This is a genomic window from Anaerococcus nagyae, from assembly GCF_017874535.1.
Lineage (GTDB): Bacteria > Bacillota > Clostridia > Tissierellales > Peptoniphilaceae > Anaerococcus > Anaerococcus nagyae.
In genome coordinates, this window is record NZ_JAGGLS010000001.1 from 250,462 (window position 1) to 264,799 (window position 14,338).

14 protein-coding genes are annotated in these 14,338 nt (G+C 29.8%); 4 read left to right on the top strand and 10 right to left on the bottom strand.

Features of this window, described 5'->3' with window-relative positions:
- From J2Z39_RS01285 to J2Z39_RS01300, 4 genes are read left to right on the top strand one after another with little or no spacing between them, the layout of a single operon-like run.
- Positions 1-756 carry a lantibiotic immunity ABC transporter MutE/EpiE family permease subunit gene (locus tag J2Z39_RS01285; protein WP_209813381.1) on the top strand — a complete coding sequence of 252 codons (756 nt, stop codon included), beginning with the start codon at positions 1-3 and terminating at the stop codon, positions 754-756.
- Complete coding sequence (locus J2Z39_RS01290; protein ID WP_209813382.1) at positions 749-1,483, top strand: ABC-2 family transporter permease; 735 nt, start codon at positions 749-751, stop codon at positions 1,481-1,483. The genes J2Z39_RS01285 and J2Z39_RS01290 overlap by 8 nt, the downstream gene beginning before the upstream one ends.
- Positions 1,484-2,152 carry a response regulator transcription factor gene (locus J2Z39_RS01295; protein WP_209813383.1) on the top strand — a complete coding sequence of 223 codons (669 nt, stop codon included), beginning with the start codon at positions 1,484-1,486 and terminating at the stop codon, positions 2,150-2,152.
- Positions 2,131-3,471, top strand: a complete 1,341-nt coding sequence (locus J2Z39_RS01300) for a sensor histidine kinase (protein ID WP_209813384.1) — start codon at positions 2,131-2,133, stop codon at positions 3,469-3,471. Before J2Z39_RS01295 ends, J2Z39_RS01300 begins: the two co-directional genes overlap by 22 nt.
- Positions 3,472-3,569: 98 nt before the next feature.
- On the opposite strand, the gene J2Z39_RS01305 is transcribed toward J2Z39_RS01300, so the two are convergent.
- From J2Z39_RS01305 to J2Z39_RS01350, 10 genes are all read right to left on the bottom strand, one after another.
- Positions 3,570-5,540 carry an ABC transporter permease gene (locus J2Z39_RS01305; protein ID WP_209813385.1) on the bottom strand — a complete coding sequence of 657 codons (1,971 nt, stop codon included), beginning with the start codon at positions 5,538-5,540 and terminating at the stop codon, positions 3,570-3,572.
- On the bottom strand, positions 5,537-6,295 hold the full coding sequence (locus J2Z39_RS01310) for an ABC transporter ATP-binding protein (protein WP_209813387.1): 759 nt from the start codon (positions 6,293-6,295) through the stop codon (positions 5,537-5,539). Before J2Z39_RS01310 ends, J2Z39_RS01305 begins: the two co-directional genes overlap by 4 nt.
- A gap of 173 nt (positions 6,296-6,468) precedes the next feature.
- The gene (locus J2Z39_RS01315) at positions 6,469-7,350 is read right to left on the bottom strand and encodes a GTP-binding protein (protein ID WP_209813388.1); all 882 of its coding nucleotides are present in this window, start codon (positions 7,348-7,350) and stop codon (positions 6,469-6,471) included.
- Position 7,351: 1 nt separating this feature from the next.
- Positions 7,352-8,428 carry an NAD(P)-dependent alcohol dehydrogenase gene (locus J2Z39_RS01320; RefSeq protein ID WP_117520282.1) on the bottom strand — a complete coding sequence of 359 codons (1,077 nt, stop codon included), beginning with the start codon at positions 8,426-8,428 and terminating at the stop codon, positions 7,352-7,354.
- Between the two features lie 114 nt (positions 8,429-8,542).
- The gene (locus J2Z39_RS01325; protein ID WP_209813390.1) at positions 8,543-9,499 is read right to left on the bottom strand and encodes a sensor histidine kinase; all 957 of its coding nucleotides are present in this window, start codon (positions 9,497-9,499) and stop codon (positions 8,543-8,545) included.
- Positions 9,483-10,169 (bottom strand): response regulator transcription factor, encoded by a 687-nt coding sequence (locus tag J2Z39_RS01330; RefSeq protein ID WP_209813392.1) that lies wholly within the window; start codon positions 10,167-10,169, stop codon positions 9,483-9,485. Before J2Z39_RS01330 ends, J2Z39_RS01325 begins: the two co-directional genes overlap by 17 nt.
- Positions 10,170-10,248: 79 nt before the next feature.
- On the bottom strand, positions 10,249-11,010 hold the full coding sequence (locus J2Z39_RS01335; RefSeq protein WP_209813394.1) for a putative ABC transporter permease: 762 nt from the start codon (positions 11,008-11,010) through the stop codon (positions 10,249-10,251).
- Between the two features lie 65 nt (positions 11,011-11,075).
- Positions 11,076-11,861: a putative ABC transporter permease gene (locus J2Z39_RS01340; RefSeq protein ID WP_117520290.1), complete on the bottom strand. Its 786-nt coding sequence runs from the start codon at positions 11,859-11,861 to the stop codon at positions 11,076-11,078.
- A 213-nt stretch (positions 11,862-12,074) separates the two neighbouring features.
- On the bottom strand, positions 12,075-13,550 hold the full coding sequence (locus J2Z39_RS01345; protein WP_209813396.1) for a hypothetical protein: 1,476 nt from the start codon (positions 13,548-13,550) through the stop codon (positions 12,075-12,077).
- Between the two features lie 33 nt (positions 13,551-13,583).
- Positions 13,584-14,231: a Crp/Fnr family transcriptional regulator gene (locus J2Z39_RS01350; protein ID WP_117520294.1), complete on the bottom strand. Its 648-nt coding sequence runs from the start codon at positions 14,229-14,231 to the stop codon at positions 13,584-13,586.
- Between the last annotated feature and the right edge of the window lie 107 nt (positions 14,232-14,338).

The window sequence follows — 14,338 nt, forward strand, 5'->3', positions numbered from 1 at the left end:
ATGAATAAATTTATAAAAACTGAATTTATTAAAGAAAAGAGATCAGCTAATAGTAAACTTATAAAGATAGTTCCACTTATTTTTATTATTTTTACAAGTCTAGTTGTTTTACTCATGGTTAGAAGCATAGAGAATAAGAGTTATTTGTTAGCTGCTGCTTATAACTGGTACCCTATTTTAATTCTGCCAATAATTTTAAGTCTTTTAGTAGTAAATATTATAGTAAAGGAAAAAGATTATCATATTAATCTTTATAAAAGTCTCGGCTTAAATAAAGAAAAAGTCATTTGGGCAAAAGTAATTGTGGTGACTCGCCATTTATTTATAATACTAGTAATTTCAGGTCTACTTTTATATATAGTAGGAAAATTTATGTTACAGGAGAATGTATACTTTATTGATATAGTTAAAGCCACTTTTGTAACTTTTATAGGGTCACTTCCAATAATTTCCTTTTCATTTTTATTGATGGTGGCTTTTGGTAAAAATTTTATAGTATATATTGCTAATTTTATTCTATCCCTACTAGGACCAATAATTGCAATCAAAAATTACTGGCTAATTTACCCCCACTCCTATACTTTTAGGATGCTTGCACCTGCTATTAATCTTAACCCGAACGGCATTTTTTTAGAGAAAGGATCTTACCTAGCAAATCCGAGTGCTATTTATATAGGGATGATATTAAGTCCAATAATTTTTACATTTACGATGATATTTAGCAGTAAAATTTATGTGAGGAATAACAATGATTAATATTATAAAATCAAATTTTATAAGAAATAAAAGAACTGCACTTATTTGGGTATCAATCTTTGCCCCGATTATGTATACTTTATTTTTCTCTATTTATATAGCAACTACCCATAACCTAAAGGGACAAGAAATACATTCTTTCTTTGGTATCTTTACCATACTTGCAACCTTTGCCTTAAGTTTTTTTGTACCTATGGCCTATGAGTCTGATAAAGAAGCAGGCTACTATTTTAACGAGATAAGATTTTCTGTATCTAGAAAGAAAATTTTTTTAGGAAAATTTTTATTTATCTTAGTTTTATTTGTCTTAATAGTAGCCCTAGCTAGCATTGGAATTTTCCTTGGGACAAAAATAATAAGAATTGACATACCGAGCCACAAAATAAATTTCACTCTGCTTGGAATAAGTTTTTTGACTCTAGTTCCCCTAATTCCTATATATCAATTTTTGACCCTAAAATTTGGTAAATCTATAAGTATTTTAGCTGGAATTTTTATCACCCTTGCTGCCATTTTGTTTGGTTCAACAGGGCTTGTAGAACTTATTTGGCCTATTTTTCCTTTTGTATGGCCGATTAAACTTATTTATTTATTAGCTTCTAGCAAAATAAATCTAAATAATGTTATAATTTTCTTAATTCTTGCTATCGTCCTTACATCTGTGTTTTTACTTTGTGCTATGGATTGGTTTAGTAAATGGGATGTAATCGCAAAAACGGAGGAATAGATGAATATTTTACTAATTGATGATGATATAGACCTTACAAACTTGATAAAAAATACCCTAAAAAAAGAATATGATCTTACAATTTATAACGACTCATCCATAATAGATCCAGATATTTTTTCAAATTTTGATCTGATCATTTTGGATATTATGATGCCAAAAATGTCTGGTTTTGAATTTTTAGAAAAGTATAGGAATATGATAGACATTCCTATACTTTTGCTTACTGCAAAAGACTTTGAAGCTGATAAAATTGAGGGCTTTGCTCTAGGGGCTGACGATTATATCACCAAACCATTTTCAATAAACGAGCTTCGCGCTAGAGTTGCAGCTCATATCAGACGCGAAAGGCGAGAAAAACACAATCGTTTAGTCGATTATCCTATTTCCTGTGATCTATTAAATCGTAAATTTTATACTTACGAAAATGAAATCAATTTGACCAAAAGTGAGTACGAAATATGTGTCCTACTTTTAAAAAACAAGGGTCAGGTGTTCTCAAAAGAATATATTTATACGACAATTTACGGGTACGATGCAGATGGTGACAGCAAATCTTCTATAACAGAGCGCATAAAACAGATTAGAAGCAAATTTGTTGAACACAAGCTAGATCCGATCAAAACAGTCTGGGGAGTGGGATATAAATGGGAAATAGAAAATCTTTAGGTTTCTTAATAAGAAAATACGCTATTTTTGAAATTATTTATTCTGCATTTATATTTTTACTTGCACTTTACCTCGTAAGATTTGCCCTAAATAGGTCTATTATTTATCCAGCAAATTACGCAGAAAATCATATTAGTGAAATAGATGCAATGCTCACGCAAGATGACTTTAAAACCAGCAATATCCCCTATTTTTACGATTATGAGTATACTAAAAATGGTAATGTTATAGAGAATACTATCGATGACAAATACTCAAATTATGTAAAAGAAGCTTACAAAAATGAATTATCATATATAGGTTCGCTACTAAATCCTAAATTTTTAAAAAAGCTTTCGGCAGGTGATAAAACACTGATTTTAGCTTATCAAATATCACCAATTTTGACATCCAAAAATCTATACGAAAAAATAAATAATATAGAGATATTATATGTACTTACCATATTTATCATCTGGCTAATAGGTTTCTCACTTTTTATAAGAAAGTCTGTCAGATTATTGAAAGCTGAAATAGAAAAAATATCAGTAACAAACAGCCATATAAAAGATATGGACTTAGATTATAAAAGAGAAAAGTCAAAGTATAGAGAAATCTATGGGGTTTTGAACTCCCTAGACACCTTATCTAAAGAGCTAAAAAGATCTCTAACTGACCAATGGGAAGCTGAGACTTCTGAAAAAGAATTACTAGAAGAAATCACTCACGACATTCGCACTCCTATTACAATTATAAAAGGCAATACCGAATTGCTTAAAGAAGATATAGTTGAAAGTCAAATTGAATACTTAAATGGTATAGAAAGTGGAACAGCTAGGCTAGAAATTTACGTCGATAAGCTTAAAAATTTTTCAAAGACTCTAAAAACAAATCCACAGCCAGTAGATGAAAATGCTATCAGTTATTGGATAGACATAGCAGAGACAATTATGTCTAATAAAGATATTAATTTAGTCCTTAGCAAAAGAGAAACTTCTAAAATAAGACTAGATAAAGAGCAAATAGCAAGCGCCTTACAGAATCTAATTGTTAATGCGACTGAGCATAGTAAACCTTACGGAAATATTTATCTATCCTTTGAAAATGAAAATAATTTATTTGTAATAAGCGTAAAAGATGAAGGGGACGGTTTTGAGAATGAAATCTTAGAATCCTTCCCTCAAAAGAAACTCACCAGCAAAAAAGATAAGATAAATCATGGCTTCGGTTTAAATATTATAAATCAAATAACAAAAAATAATAATGGTATACTAGAAATCAATAATTACAGTGAGAAGGACAATCAAGGAGCTGTAGTTAAAATGAAGTTTAAAATATAAAAAAGTAGGTCAGTTTATGAGCTGAACCCATACATCCGTATTCCGAATTTTGGGGGTTCAGCTCATTTACTCTCTTGCCTACTTTTTTAGTTAAATGCTTATTCCAATACGATATTGTTGTATGTTTTTTCTGTCATTTTAAATGTAGCAAGGTAGAAAAGTATATAAGCTGCAAAGACAGCTAATAGGCATTTTATAAATAAAGATATTTTTGTAAGCCCAAGAATTTTTAAAAACTCAGTAATGATTGGTAGAGCAAATAATGAGTGTACAAAAGCAAATACTAGTGGCAAGAAAAATACCAAGCCCATTTGCTTAGATATACTTTTTTTAGCCTCTTTATTAGTCATGCCCAATTGTCTCATAGTTTTAAATCTTGCTCTATCATCAAGACCCTCAGAAAGTTGCTTGTAATAAATAGCTAGTACTGTAGATACTAAAAATCCTAAACCTAGGATAATACCTACAAAGAATATTCCAGCATACATAGCTAATAATTCTGCCCTATCAGCTCTACCATCACTTAAAGAAAACCACTGATCTGATAGCTTATCAGCAAATTTCTTCCACAAATTTTCCTTTAACTGTGGATCATAGGGTCCATCTACATCAAAAGTTATATTCCAATTTTCGTCATACCTAGGATCATCACTTATCTTTAGACTATCTGTCACTTCCTTAAAAAGCTTAGGATCTTTAAAAACAAGTTTAGAGGTATTTGTCATAGTTATATCAGTAGAAGGAAATTTCGTAGGATAATTTTCTTCTTTTTCCTTGTTAATTTTTAAATCTTTACCTTCAATTTTCGTTATATTATAACCTTGATCATCTGATAAGAGTATAGCATCAGCTCCATTGAAATTATAAGTAGAATTTTCATCAAGATAAAGTCCTAGAAAACTAGAACCTCCAAACTCTTCTTCAAGAGTAGCTTCAGAATCACGTTTGGTAATTATAGTTCCATTTTTATCTATAATAAAATAATTTGACTTAAAAGAATTTATCTTAGCAGTTTTATTTTCTTCTTTTAATGCGTTTGCTACTAATTTCTCATAATAATCTAAACTTTCTTCTTTTTTAGGAAAACTCATTTTGTAATCAGTTGGATACAGTTGATCTTGCATTTTAATAGTTCCAAAATAAAGGGAAAAGCCCGAAGTTAAAACAACTATTACCATGGTTGATAAGACAGCAATACTAGCAAGAGTATTAGCACTATTTTTCACTCTATAAATCAAACCAGAAACTGCTGTAAAGTTTGATTTTTTGTAATAAAATCTTTTATTTTTCTGTAATAATTTTAATATTCCAGATATTATTACAGAAAAAGCAAGATATGTTCCTAAAATTACTAGCAAGACAGCTACAAAAAATAATCTAAAAGCTTTCATAGGATTATCTGTGCTAAGGCTTATATAATACCCTAGACCTATACAAATAATCCCTAATATTCCTATAATAGCAGGATGTTTAGGAGCTTTTTGTCCTGCTTTCGACTCTTGCATATAATTAAGAGGAGTAAAATTCCTATTCTTAAAAACTTGTTTTAAAAGCAATAATGCAAATATGGCTAAAAATATTAAAGCTGTAAGCATCAGTGGTTGTATTACTGGAAAAATCCCACTTTCTAATACATTAATATCAGAATTCATCAATTTCAAAAATCCAGCAAAAACTAATTTATATGATATTAGTGATATAAGAGTCCCTATTATTAATGACCTTAAGTATAAAATCAATAGTTCATGAAGATATATCTTTATTAAATGCTTTTTCTCCATTCCTAGCATCAGATATAGAGCCGACTCATCTGCCTTATTCTTTTGAATAAAGTTATAGTTCTGCGAAATCGTAAGTAAGGCAAATATCAATAGTATTATAGAACCAAGATCCATAAGTGTTCCTATTGTAGTTGCCCCAAAAAAAGTTTCTATAACAGGATCGGCACTTATAGATAGACATAAGTTTATTAAAACTATAAAAAACACCGTAGTTCCTATAAATGGATAATAGAGTCTTTTATGTCTTCTTATGCCATCTTCGGCGAGATTTTTGTAAAGTGATTTCATTTTATCTCACCTCTAGCAAGCATTTGCATAGTATCAGCTATCTTTTCACCCATTTCATAGCTTGTAAAACTAGAATTATAAAGTTCATGAAAGATCTTTCCATCTTTTATAAATAAAACTCTTTTTGCTTCTGCAGCTGCTTGGACTGAGTGGGTTACCATTATAATAGTTTGTCCACTTTCGTTTAATTTACTAAAAACTTCCATAAGCTCTCTAGAACTATTAGAATCAAGGGCTCCTGTAGGCTCATCTGCTAAAAGCAATTTGGGATTTGTTATTAGGGCACGAGCTACTGCACATCTTTGCTTTTGTCCCCCTGATACCTCATAAGGGTATTTATTTAAAAGTTCATTTATTCTTAAAGATTTTGCAATATCATCTGCTCTTTTATCAAAACTTGCAGGATCTTCCTCTGCAAGTATTAATGGTAATATTATATTTTCTTTAAGAGTTAAAGTATCTAGTAAATTAAAATCTTGAAAAACAAAACCTAAATGCTCACGTCTAAATTTTGACATTTCAGAATCACTTATAGTCGAAAAATCTTTACCTTCTAAAATTATTTCTCCCTTGGTAGATTTATCTAAAAGAGCAAGTAAATTCAATAGAGTAGTTTTTCCACTACCAGACTCTCCCATAATAGCTATGTATTCTCCTTCTTCTACCGAAAAATTAACATTATCTAAAGCCACAACCTGATTGCTTGATAATCTAGTTTTATATATTTTCTCTAAGTTTGAAACTTCAAGTAGCATATTATCACTTTCCTTTCTTATCTTTTCTTGTCTATATAATACAATAGATAAAAATAAAAATCCTTGGATTTATATAACAGTTTAAGACTTAAAGTGACAATTTGTTAGTTTTAATAGTTCCATCAAAAAAAGAGCCAAGCTTAGCTCTTCCTTAATTACTATTAATTTTTAGCTTATTTGGAAAATAATATATCGTAAGAATCCTTTTCCAAATCTTCTCCTATAAAAATAAGAGAATTATTTGAAGATTTCCCCTCATACTTTTCTACATTAAATTTATTATCTACAATATCCACTCTTACTTTTTTATTAGTAACATCGACTATACCCTTAGCTCTAATAAGTTTTCCAAATCTATTACAAGTAACAGCATTTAGCTTGGTTCCTAGCTCATTAAAATCCTTAAAATTTACATTATCATAGCTAAAGCTATCTAACTTTAATTCTTTACTAGCTGAATTAGCTCCTATATCTATATCATAAGTGCTAAGTAATTCTTGCCATATATCTTTATCAAAATCTTTGTAATGATTTGCGTATATACTTGCCTTCGTTAATCTTTCTAACTTACTTATTACCTCTTCTATTTCTTCTTTACTGGTATTCTCGGTTTTAGATAATAATAAGTATCCGGAGTTTTTAATCTGGTCTAAGAAAAGATCTTCATAGTTCCTAATTAAGCTATCAACGCTGTTGTAGTCTACTATAGTTATAGGATTTAATAATTTTATTTTTTCATATTCTATAGACTTAATATTAGCGATGATATTAGATAAATATCCTACGCCAGTAGGCTCAATGATTAAGTAATCAGGATCTATAGTATTTTCTATAGTTATAACTGTTGTTGCGAAATCCTTCTTTTTTGAACAACATACACAACCTTCCTCCAAAGAAAGAATATCTTTTCCTGTATTAGCTAATATATCATAATCCACATTTGCTTTAGCATAGTCATTTTCTAATATTGCTACGTTTTCTAATCTCTTTTGAAATTCTTCTATAAAAGTAGTCTTTCCACTGCCCAGAAAGCCAGATACTATTATTATTTGCATATTATTTATCCATCAAATCTTCTGCTACTACTACAACTGGCTTAATCAAATCAGCTGGCTTATCTTTCATAAGATATAAGGCATCTTCAACTTTATCTAAACCATAGAATTTATGAGTTACAAGTTTGGAGATATCAAGCTTGCCACAAGATACGAGACTAGCCAATTTTTCCATCCTAAGTCTTCCACCTGGTGTTAGTCCTCCGCTTATGACTTTATGTCCCATACCTACGCCCCACTCAGCTCTAGGAATTTTTACATAATCACCGCCATCAAGATAGTTCACATTGCCAATCTTAGCACCTGGCTTCATAGCTTTTATAGCTTCTTCAAAAGTATCTACTCCACCACCAGCTATAATAACCCTGTCTACACCCTTACCATTGGTAAGATCTAATACTTGTTCAGAAATAGACCCTTCCTTATAAGAAATTATGTCGGTTGCTCCATAATATTTAGCAGCTTCTACACATTTTGGTCTAGTACCTACAGCATAAATTTTACCAGCGCCTCTTAAGTTTGCTCCTGCAACAGACATCAAGCCAACAGGACCTATTCCTATAACTAAAACTTCATCTCCAAATTGCACATCAGCTTGTTCAACTCCATGGAAACCTGTAGTTACCATATCCGATAACATAGGTGCAAGGACTGGATCAACCCCTTCTGGAATCAATGCTAAGTTAGCGTCAGCATCATTTACATGAAAAACTTCTGCAAAAACTCCATCCTTAAAGTTCGAAAACTTCCATCCTGCAAGCATTCCACCAGAATGCATAGGAAATCCTGCTTGACTTTCAAGAGATGACCAATCAGGAGTTATAGCAGGTACTAATACCCTATCTCCTACTTTGAAATCCTTTACAAGCTCTCCAACTTTTACAATTTCTCCTGCTGATTCATGACCTAAAATCATATCGTGTCTATCTCCGATCGCACCTTCCCACACTGTGTGAATATCAGATGTACAAGGTGCTAAAGAAATCGGCTTTACCAGGGCATCCAGAGGACCAATCTCTGGCTCTGGTTTTTCAATCCATCCTGTTTGACCAATTCCCAACATTGCAAAACCTTTCATATAAACCTCCTTATTTTTATTTCAATATCATTATATATCGTTTTCTCTAATCGTCAATAATTTAACGTTATATATTTAACTTTTCTATACATTTTTCTTGATCCTACTAGTAATTTAATTTATCTCTCGAGCTAAATTAAGTATGAGTTTGCTACCTATTCCCACCTCTGATTCAATATCTACATCTATACTTAAGTTTTCTGCGGTAGTTTTTACTAAATTCAACCCAATCCCGGTTGACTTTTTATAAATCCTACCATTATAGCCCGTATATGATTTATCAAAAACTCTTGGCAAATCTTCCTTTCTGATCCCTATACCCGTATCCTCAATTACCAAATTTTTACCTTTCATATAAATACTGATTTCTCCATTTTGAGTATATTTATTTGAATTAGATAATATTTGATCTAATATTAAGCCAAACCATTTTTCATCAGTAGTTATAAACAATTCAGTAGGACAAAATTTTACCTTGTTTTTCTTTTTTATGAACAGTTTAGAATATTTTTTTATAGATGATCTTATAAGCTTATCCAAGCTTTGCTTTTTAAAAACAAAATCAGTGGATAAGGATTCAAGTCTAATATAGGATAATAAGCTTTCTATGTACTCTTCTATTTCAAAAACCTCTGCCCTAGCAGCATGACTATCAACAGGGTGATCATTTAATATCAGGTCTAGAGAAAAAAGAGGAGTCTTTACTTGATGGGCCCACATGGTCATATAATCTTTAAATTCTTTCATCTTTAAGTCAAAAGATTTTTCCATTTCCTTATTTAACTTATTAATAGAATCAATTTCTTCAAAAAACTTTGTGTTATTAATTATATCAGGTGGATCCATGGAAGGATCATCAGCCCAATAGGTCAATGCGTTTGAAATTTTTTTATAGTTTATAAAAGAAATTACTATATCCACTAAAAATAGTAGAACTGATACCAATATTATATATAGGATATAATTTCTATCAATTCCAAATAAAGTGCTTGCAAATAAGAAAACTATATAAAGTGAAAATATTATTAATACATGAGTCTTTATTTTTAAAAATCTAACTATCTCTTTCAATATAATAACCAACTTTCTTTTTAGTCTTTATTAAATCTTTTAGGCCAACATCCTCAAGTTTTTTACGAAGTCTCATAATATTTACAGTAAGTGTATTGTCATCAATAAATTCATCAGTCTGCCATATCTTATCCATCAGTTCCTCTCGCTTAAATACTTTCTCTGGATATGTAAACATCATCTCTAAAATTAAGTATTCATTCTTTGACAAGCTAACTTCTTTATTATCAAATATCAATAACATTCTATTCCTATCTATAAATATATCTTTATATGAAATATTGTGAGTTACTTCTGTATACTCATATGATCTTCGAAGTAAGGCCTTAATTTTCGCCAATAATAACTCCAAATCAAAAGGCTTAGTTATATAGTCATCAGCTCCCATATTCATTGCCATTATCTTATTTAAGTTTTCACTAGCTGAAGATATAAAAATTATGGGAACATTCGAAACATTTCTAATTTTTTCGCACCAATAATATCCATTGAAAAATGGTAGAGATATATCTATCAAAATAATAGCTGGGTCTATTCTTTCATATTCCTCAAAAACTTTCTCATAATCTTTAACTAGATAAACTTCATAAGACCAATTTTCCAAAAATTTTTTAAGCGATTTAGCTATAATCTCATCATCTTCTATCAAAAATATTTTAAATCTATCCATAATTAACCCCTTTCATATGATTATATCCTAAAAATACACATTAAAAAAAGCTACCAAGATTTAATCTCAGTAGCTTGCATTATTTATTTTTTTCTTTAAAGTCATATCCTCTATCTTCCAAGTCTTCTATAAGATTTGGAAAAGCTTTTAGGATTCTCTTTTCACCGTATTTATCAAAGCTTTCTTTGAAGTCTTTGCTCCTTTGATCAAATTCTTTTCTTTTATTACTTGTTTTACCAGCCGCTTCTATACCCTTATTTGCAATTTTTTCTCCAATATCTGTTGTAAACTCGCTAATTTTTTCTGAAGATTTTTCTACCTGACTAAACTTTTTATTGATTCCTAGAATTGAATTTATTGTTGCTACTAAATCTATGATAAATAATACAGCCACAATTATATTTATTCCTATAGTCAATTTATAAGGAATATATTTTACTAAATTTGCAATCATCGGATGTATAGCTTCATATAGAATAAAGCACAAAGCTGCCCATGCAATGGAATACTCTGCACAAATATAGCCACCTATATTAAATTTCTTATCAGAGTAATCCCACCATTTTTTATGGAAGACTTTTTCTAGGATAAAGCCTGTTATAAGTTCTATTATTGAAGCTATAATCATTGAAGCAAAAAATAAAAAAAGTTTACTATCAGTTCTAACTGACTTTAGTAGTATCAAAATACTAATAACTGCAAAGCCATAAATAGGGCACCAAGGCCCATTTAATACTCCACAGTTAATATATTTTGCTTGTCTAATTGCATTATAGGTTACTTCCAACGCCCAACCTATGATGGCATAAATAAAAAAATAAATTATATAGATTTTAAGCATAAATACCCCTAAATAAATCTTTATTTAATTAAGAATAGCAAAATTTATAATAATAGGCAAGACTTTTATTTTTCTTCTTTTCTTTTTATAAAGTCTCTATTTCCCCACCTATCTTCTAAATCTTTAATTAAATTCGGATAAGCACGTAGTAGTCTCTTTTCTCCAAAGGAATCAAATTTAGCTCTAAATTCTGCACTTCTTTCATCAAATTCCTTTACAAATCTAGAATTTTCAAACTCTTTTTTCTTATCGAGAGCTACAAATGTCTTATCTGCAACCTTTTGTCCTATACCATCAGATACTTTTTTGATATCTTTAGACTGATTTTCCAATGATTTGAATTTTGCACTTAAGCCCATAATTGTAATTACTGTTGATATAAAATCAACTAAAAACACGATTCCTAGTATTATATTTAGTATTATAATTACTTTTATAGGAACTAGTTCTGTAGCCTTTTTTATCAAAGGATGGACAGCTTCATATAATACAAAACAGGCAGCTCCCCATATTAATGAGAATTCAGCACAAATATATCCTCCTAAGTTAAACTTATAGCCCGTATAATCCCACCATCTTTTATGAAATATCTTTTCTAATATAAAACCTGTTACAAGTTCTAAAAGAGTTGCTATAATCATTGATACAAAAAATAATAATAGCTTATTAATATTTCCCACTTTATTTAATAGTAGAATTACTGCTACAGCACCAAAACCATAAATAGGACAATATGGGCCATTAAAAAATCCTCTATTTACAAATCTTCCTTTAGTAATAACATGAAAAGATACTTCTAAAATCCAGCCTATAATAGCATATATAAAAAAATAAAATATGTAATATTGCATAAATAAAAAAAACTCCTAAGAATTACTTCTTAAGAGTATATTTTACATATTCTATTTGATACATTCAACTATCTTGCTTATTTCATCCTTATCTAGGGTTATTTCTAGCGTAACAATATTTTCTCCCTCTGTAAGAACTACATAGTTAAATTATCCATCATACCAGTACTTTCCAAAGCTAATTATATTACAATATTTAAAAATAAAAAATTATCAATTATTATTCTTATCAAATTCTTTCAAATGCTTTTTAGCACGCTTTAAATATTCTTCCATAACTTTAATCCTTGCATAATATTTCTGATTGCCTTCTACAATTATCCAAGGGGCATAATCAACATTAGTACGATCTAGCATTTCATCCATAGCTTCTATATATGAGTCCCATTTTGCTCTATTGCGCCAATCTTCATCTGTGATTTTATAATTTTTATCAGGATTATTTTCACGTGCCATAAAGCGTTTATACTCTTCATCCTTATCTATAACTACGAAAAATTTGAGTATCAAGCTTCCATGATCATGTATTTGCTTTTCCATATCTAGCATTTCATCATAGGCTCTATCCCATTCATAAGTTGTTGCAAAGCCTTCTACACGCTCTACCATGACTCTGCCATACCAGGACCTAGAAAAAATTCCTACATAACCATCCTCTGGCAATTTATTATAAAATCTCCATAAATAATGATGGTCCAATTCATTTTTAGTTGGAGCTGAAATTGCATGCACGGTGTAAAGTCTTGGATCAACTTTTTTTACAAGTCTTTCTATAGCACCATCTTTTCCAGCCGCATCAACACCTTCAAAAACTAAAACAGTAGATATGCCACGTTTGTAATATTCAAACATCATATCTCTCACTTCTTTTTCAAGTTTATCTTTCTTTTCTTTGTATTCTTCTTCAGTTATTGTTTTAGTAAGGTCAAGATTTTCTATTATTTTATTATTACTTTGGTAAGAACGTTCAGTGTTTTCATTATCTAGCCTTTGGGTTGATACCCTCTCTAAACCAATTGTTAAGGCTTCAAGCATTTGATAAAGTGCTTCTTTACTAGCCTTCTTTAAATCATTACTATCAATTACAGTCCACGGGCTAAAAGAGAAATCTGTTTTTTCTATTATATTTTCAAAATGTTTTTGATAATCTTTATAATTTTTATTTTGCTCTTCATCATTTCTCTTTAGATAAAAGCTTTTTTCGTTAGAATCTTTAAGTTTTTCTATTCTCTTTTTTTGCTCATCCTTACTTACATTTAGAAAAAACTTGATTATTATAGTCTGATCATCATATAGCATCTTTTCCATATTTTCCATAGACTTTATCTTTTTGTCAAGTTCTTTCTCTTTTAGGCTTAAATCATCAAATAATTTGTAATATAATGATCTATCAAAAATTTTTATATGACCTTTTTTGGGAACATTCTCAAAAAATCTCTTCTCAAAAGGAAACCTATTATCATATTCTTCATTTTTCTCAAAAACATCTACATCAAAGTACTTTGGTATCAAATCTTGGCTTAGATAATTTATTACATAGCCCTTACCTGCCGACTCAAATCCATCTACCATTACAAGGACTGGAATTTCTAAATTCTGACAAATCCTTGCAAGCCTTGCTACTCTTGCTTCAAGATCAGAGCGACCTAAGTCGTTATATTCTACTTTTATTTCTTTATTTAAATTCATAGCGTACTCCTTTATAGAATTCTACCCAAAATCCTAAATGATATCCTTCAGTCTTTCTATATCTTCGATTTCTATTGATTTATCAGATAACGTTATTAATCCATCATCTATCATATTTGATAACTCACGAGATAAAGAAGGTCTTGTTGTTGCAAGTATATCCGCCCATTCTTCTCTGGAATGATCTATAGATACTTTAGAATTTTCTTGATTTAGTATTAGATATTTGACTATTTTTTGTCTAAGAGTAGACTGGGAGGTAATTTGGTTAGTGCGGCTCAATTGAAGACATTTTTTAGATAAAAGGTCTATATAAGATTGCAAAAATTCTTTTGATACATCTGTTTCAAATATTTTTTTAAAATCGTTAATTATTAAAACTTTACTATCATTTTCTGCTTCAGCTGAAAAGTCAAAAGGTTCACCAAGATAGGAATAAACTTCACCGAAGATAGAGGGTTTATTAAGCTTTTTTATAATAAATCTCTTGCCATTTGGATCTATTTTATATACCAATATGCTACCTTCTATAAGATAGTACATGTGAGAAGCTACTTCTCCTACCCTAAATATCTGCTCCCCCTTTTTATAAAGTTTTTCTTCTATATTCACATTTTTTCTTATACATGATAAATCTTCATCACTTAGATTATTAAAAATTGAAATGTCTCTTAAATTCATATTTCACCTCAGATTAAGTATAAAAAAGATCGTCTAATTTTTCAACTACACAATTTATCAATAAAATTACTATAGATAAAAAAAGTCTATACTATCTTTAATACTTC

What these genes read in the sequence shown, in the direction of transcription:
- J2Z39_RS01340 (WP_117520290.1), bottom strand. Translation starts at nt 11,861, where the DNA reads ATGCAATATTACATATTTTATTTTTTTATATATGCTATTATAGGCTGG.
- J2Z39_RS01300 (WP_209813384.1), top strand. Translation starts at nt 2,131, where the DNA reads ATGGGAAATAGAAAATCTTTAGGTTTCTTAATAAGAAAATACGCTATT.
- J2Z39_RS01310 (WP_209813387.1), bottom strand. Translation starts at nt 6,295, where the DNA reads ATGCTACTTGAAGTTTCAAACTTAGAGAAAATATATAAAACTAGATTA.
- J2Z39_RS01290 (WP_209813382.1), top strand. Translation starts at nt 749, where the DNA reads ATGATTAATATTATAAAATCAAATTTTATAAGAAATAAAAGAACTGCA.
- J2Z39_RS01335 (WP_209813394.1), bottom strand. Translation starts at nt 11,010, where the DNA reads ATGCTTAAAATCTATATAATTTATTTTTTTATTTATGCCATCATAGGT.
- J2Z39_RS01285 (WP_209813381.1), top strand. Translation starts at nt 1, where the DNA reads ATGAATAAATTTATAAAAACTGAATTTATTAAAGAAAAGAGATCAGCT.
- J2Z39_RS01350 (WP_117520294.1), bottom strand. Translation starts at nt 14,231, where the DNA reads ATGAATTTAAGAGACATTTCAATTTTTAATAATCTAAGTGATGAAGAT.
- J2Z39_RS01345 (WP_209813396.1), bottom strand. Translation starts at nt 13,550, where the DNA reads ATGAATTTAAATAAAGAAATAAAAGTAGAATATAACGACTTAGGTCGC.
- J2Z39_RS01315 (WP_209813388.1), bottom strand. Translation starts at nt 7,350, where the DNA reads ATGCAAATAATAATAGTATCTGGCTTTCTGGGCAGTGGAAAGACTACT.
- J2Z39_RS01295 (WP_209813383.1), top strand. Translation starts at nt 1,484, where the DNA reads ATGAATATTTTACTAATTGATGATGATATAGACCTTACAAACTTGATA.
- J2Z39_RS01320 (WP_117520282.1), bottom strand. Translation starts at nt 8,428, where the DNA reads ATGAAAGGTTTTGCAATGTTGGGAATTGGTCAAACAGGATGGATTGAA.
- J2Z39_RS01305 (WP_209813385.1), bottom strand. Translation starts at nt 5,540, where the DNA reads ATGAAATCACTTTACAAAAATCTCGCCGAAGATGGCATAAGAAGACAT.
- J2Z39_RS01330 (WP_209813392.1), bottom strand. Translation starts at nt 10,169, where the DNA reads ATGGATAGATTTAAAATATTTTTGATAGAAGATGATGAGATTATAGCT.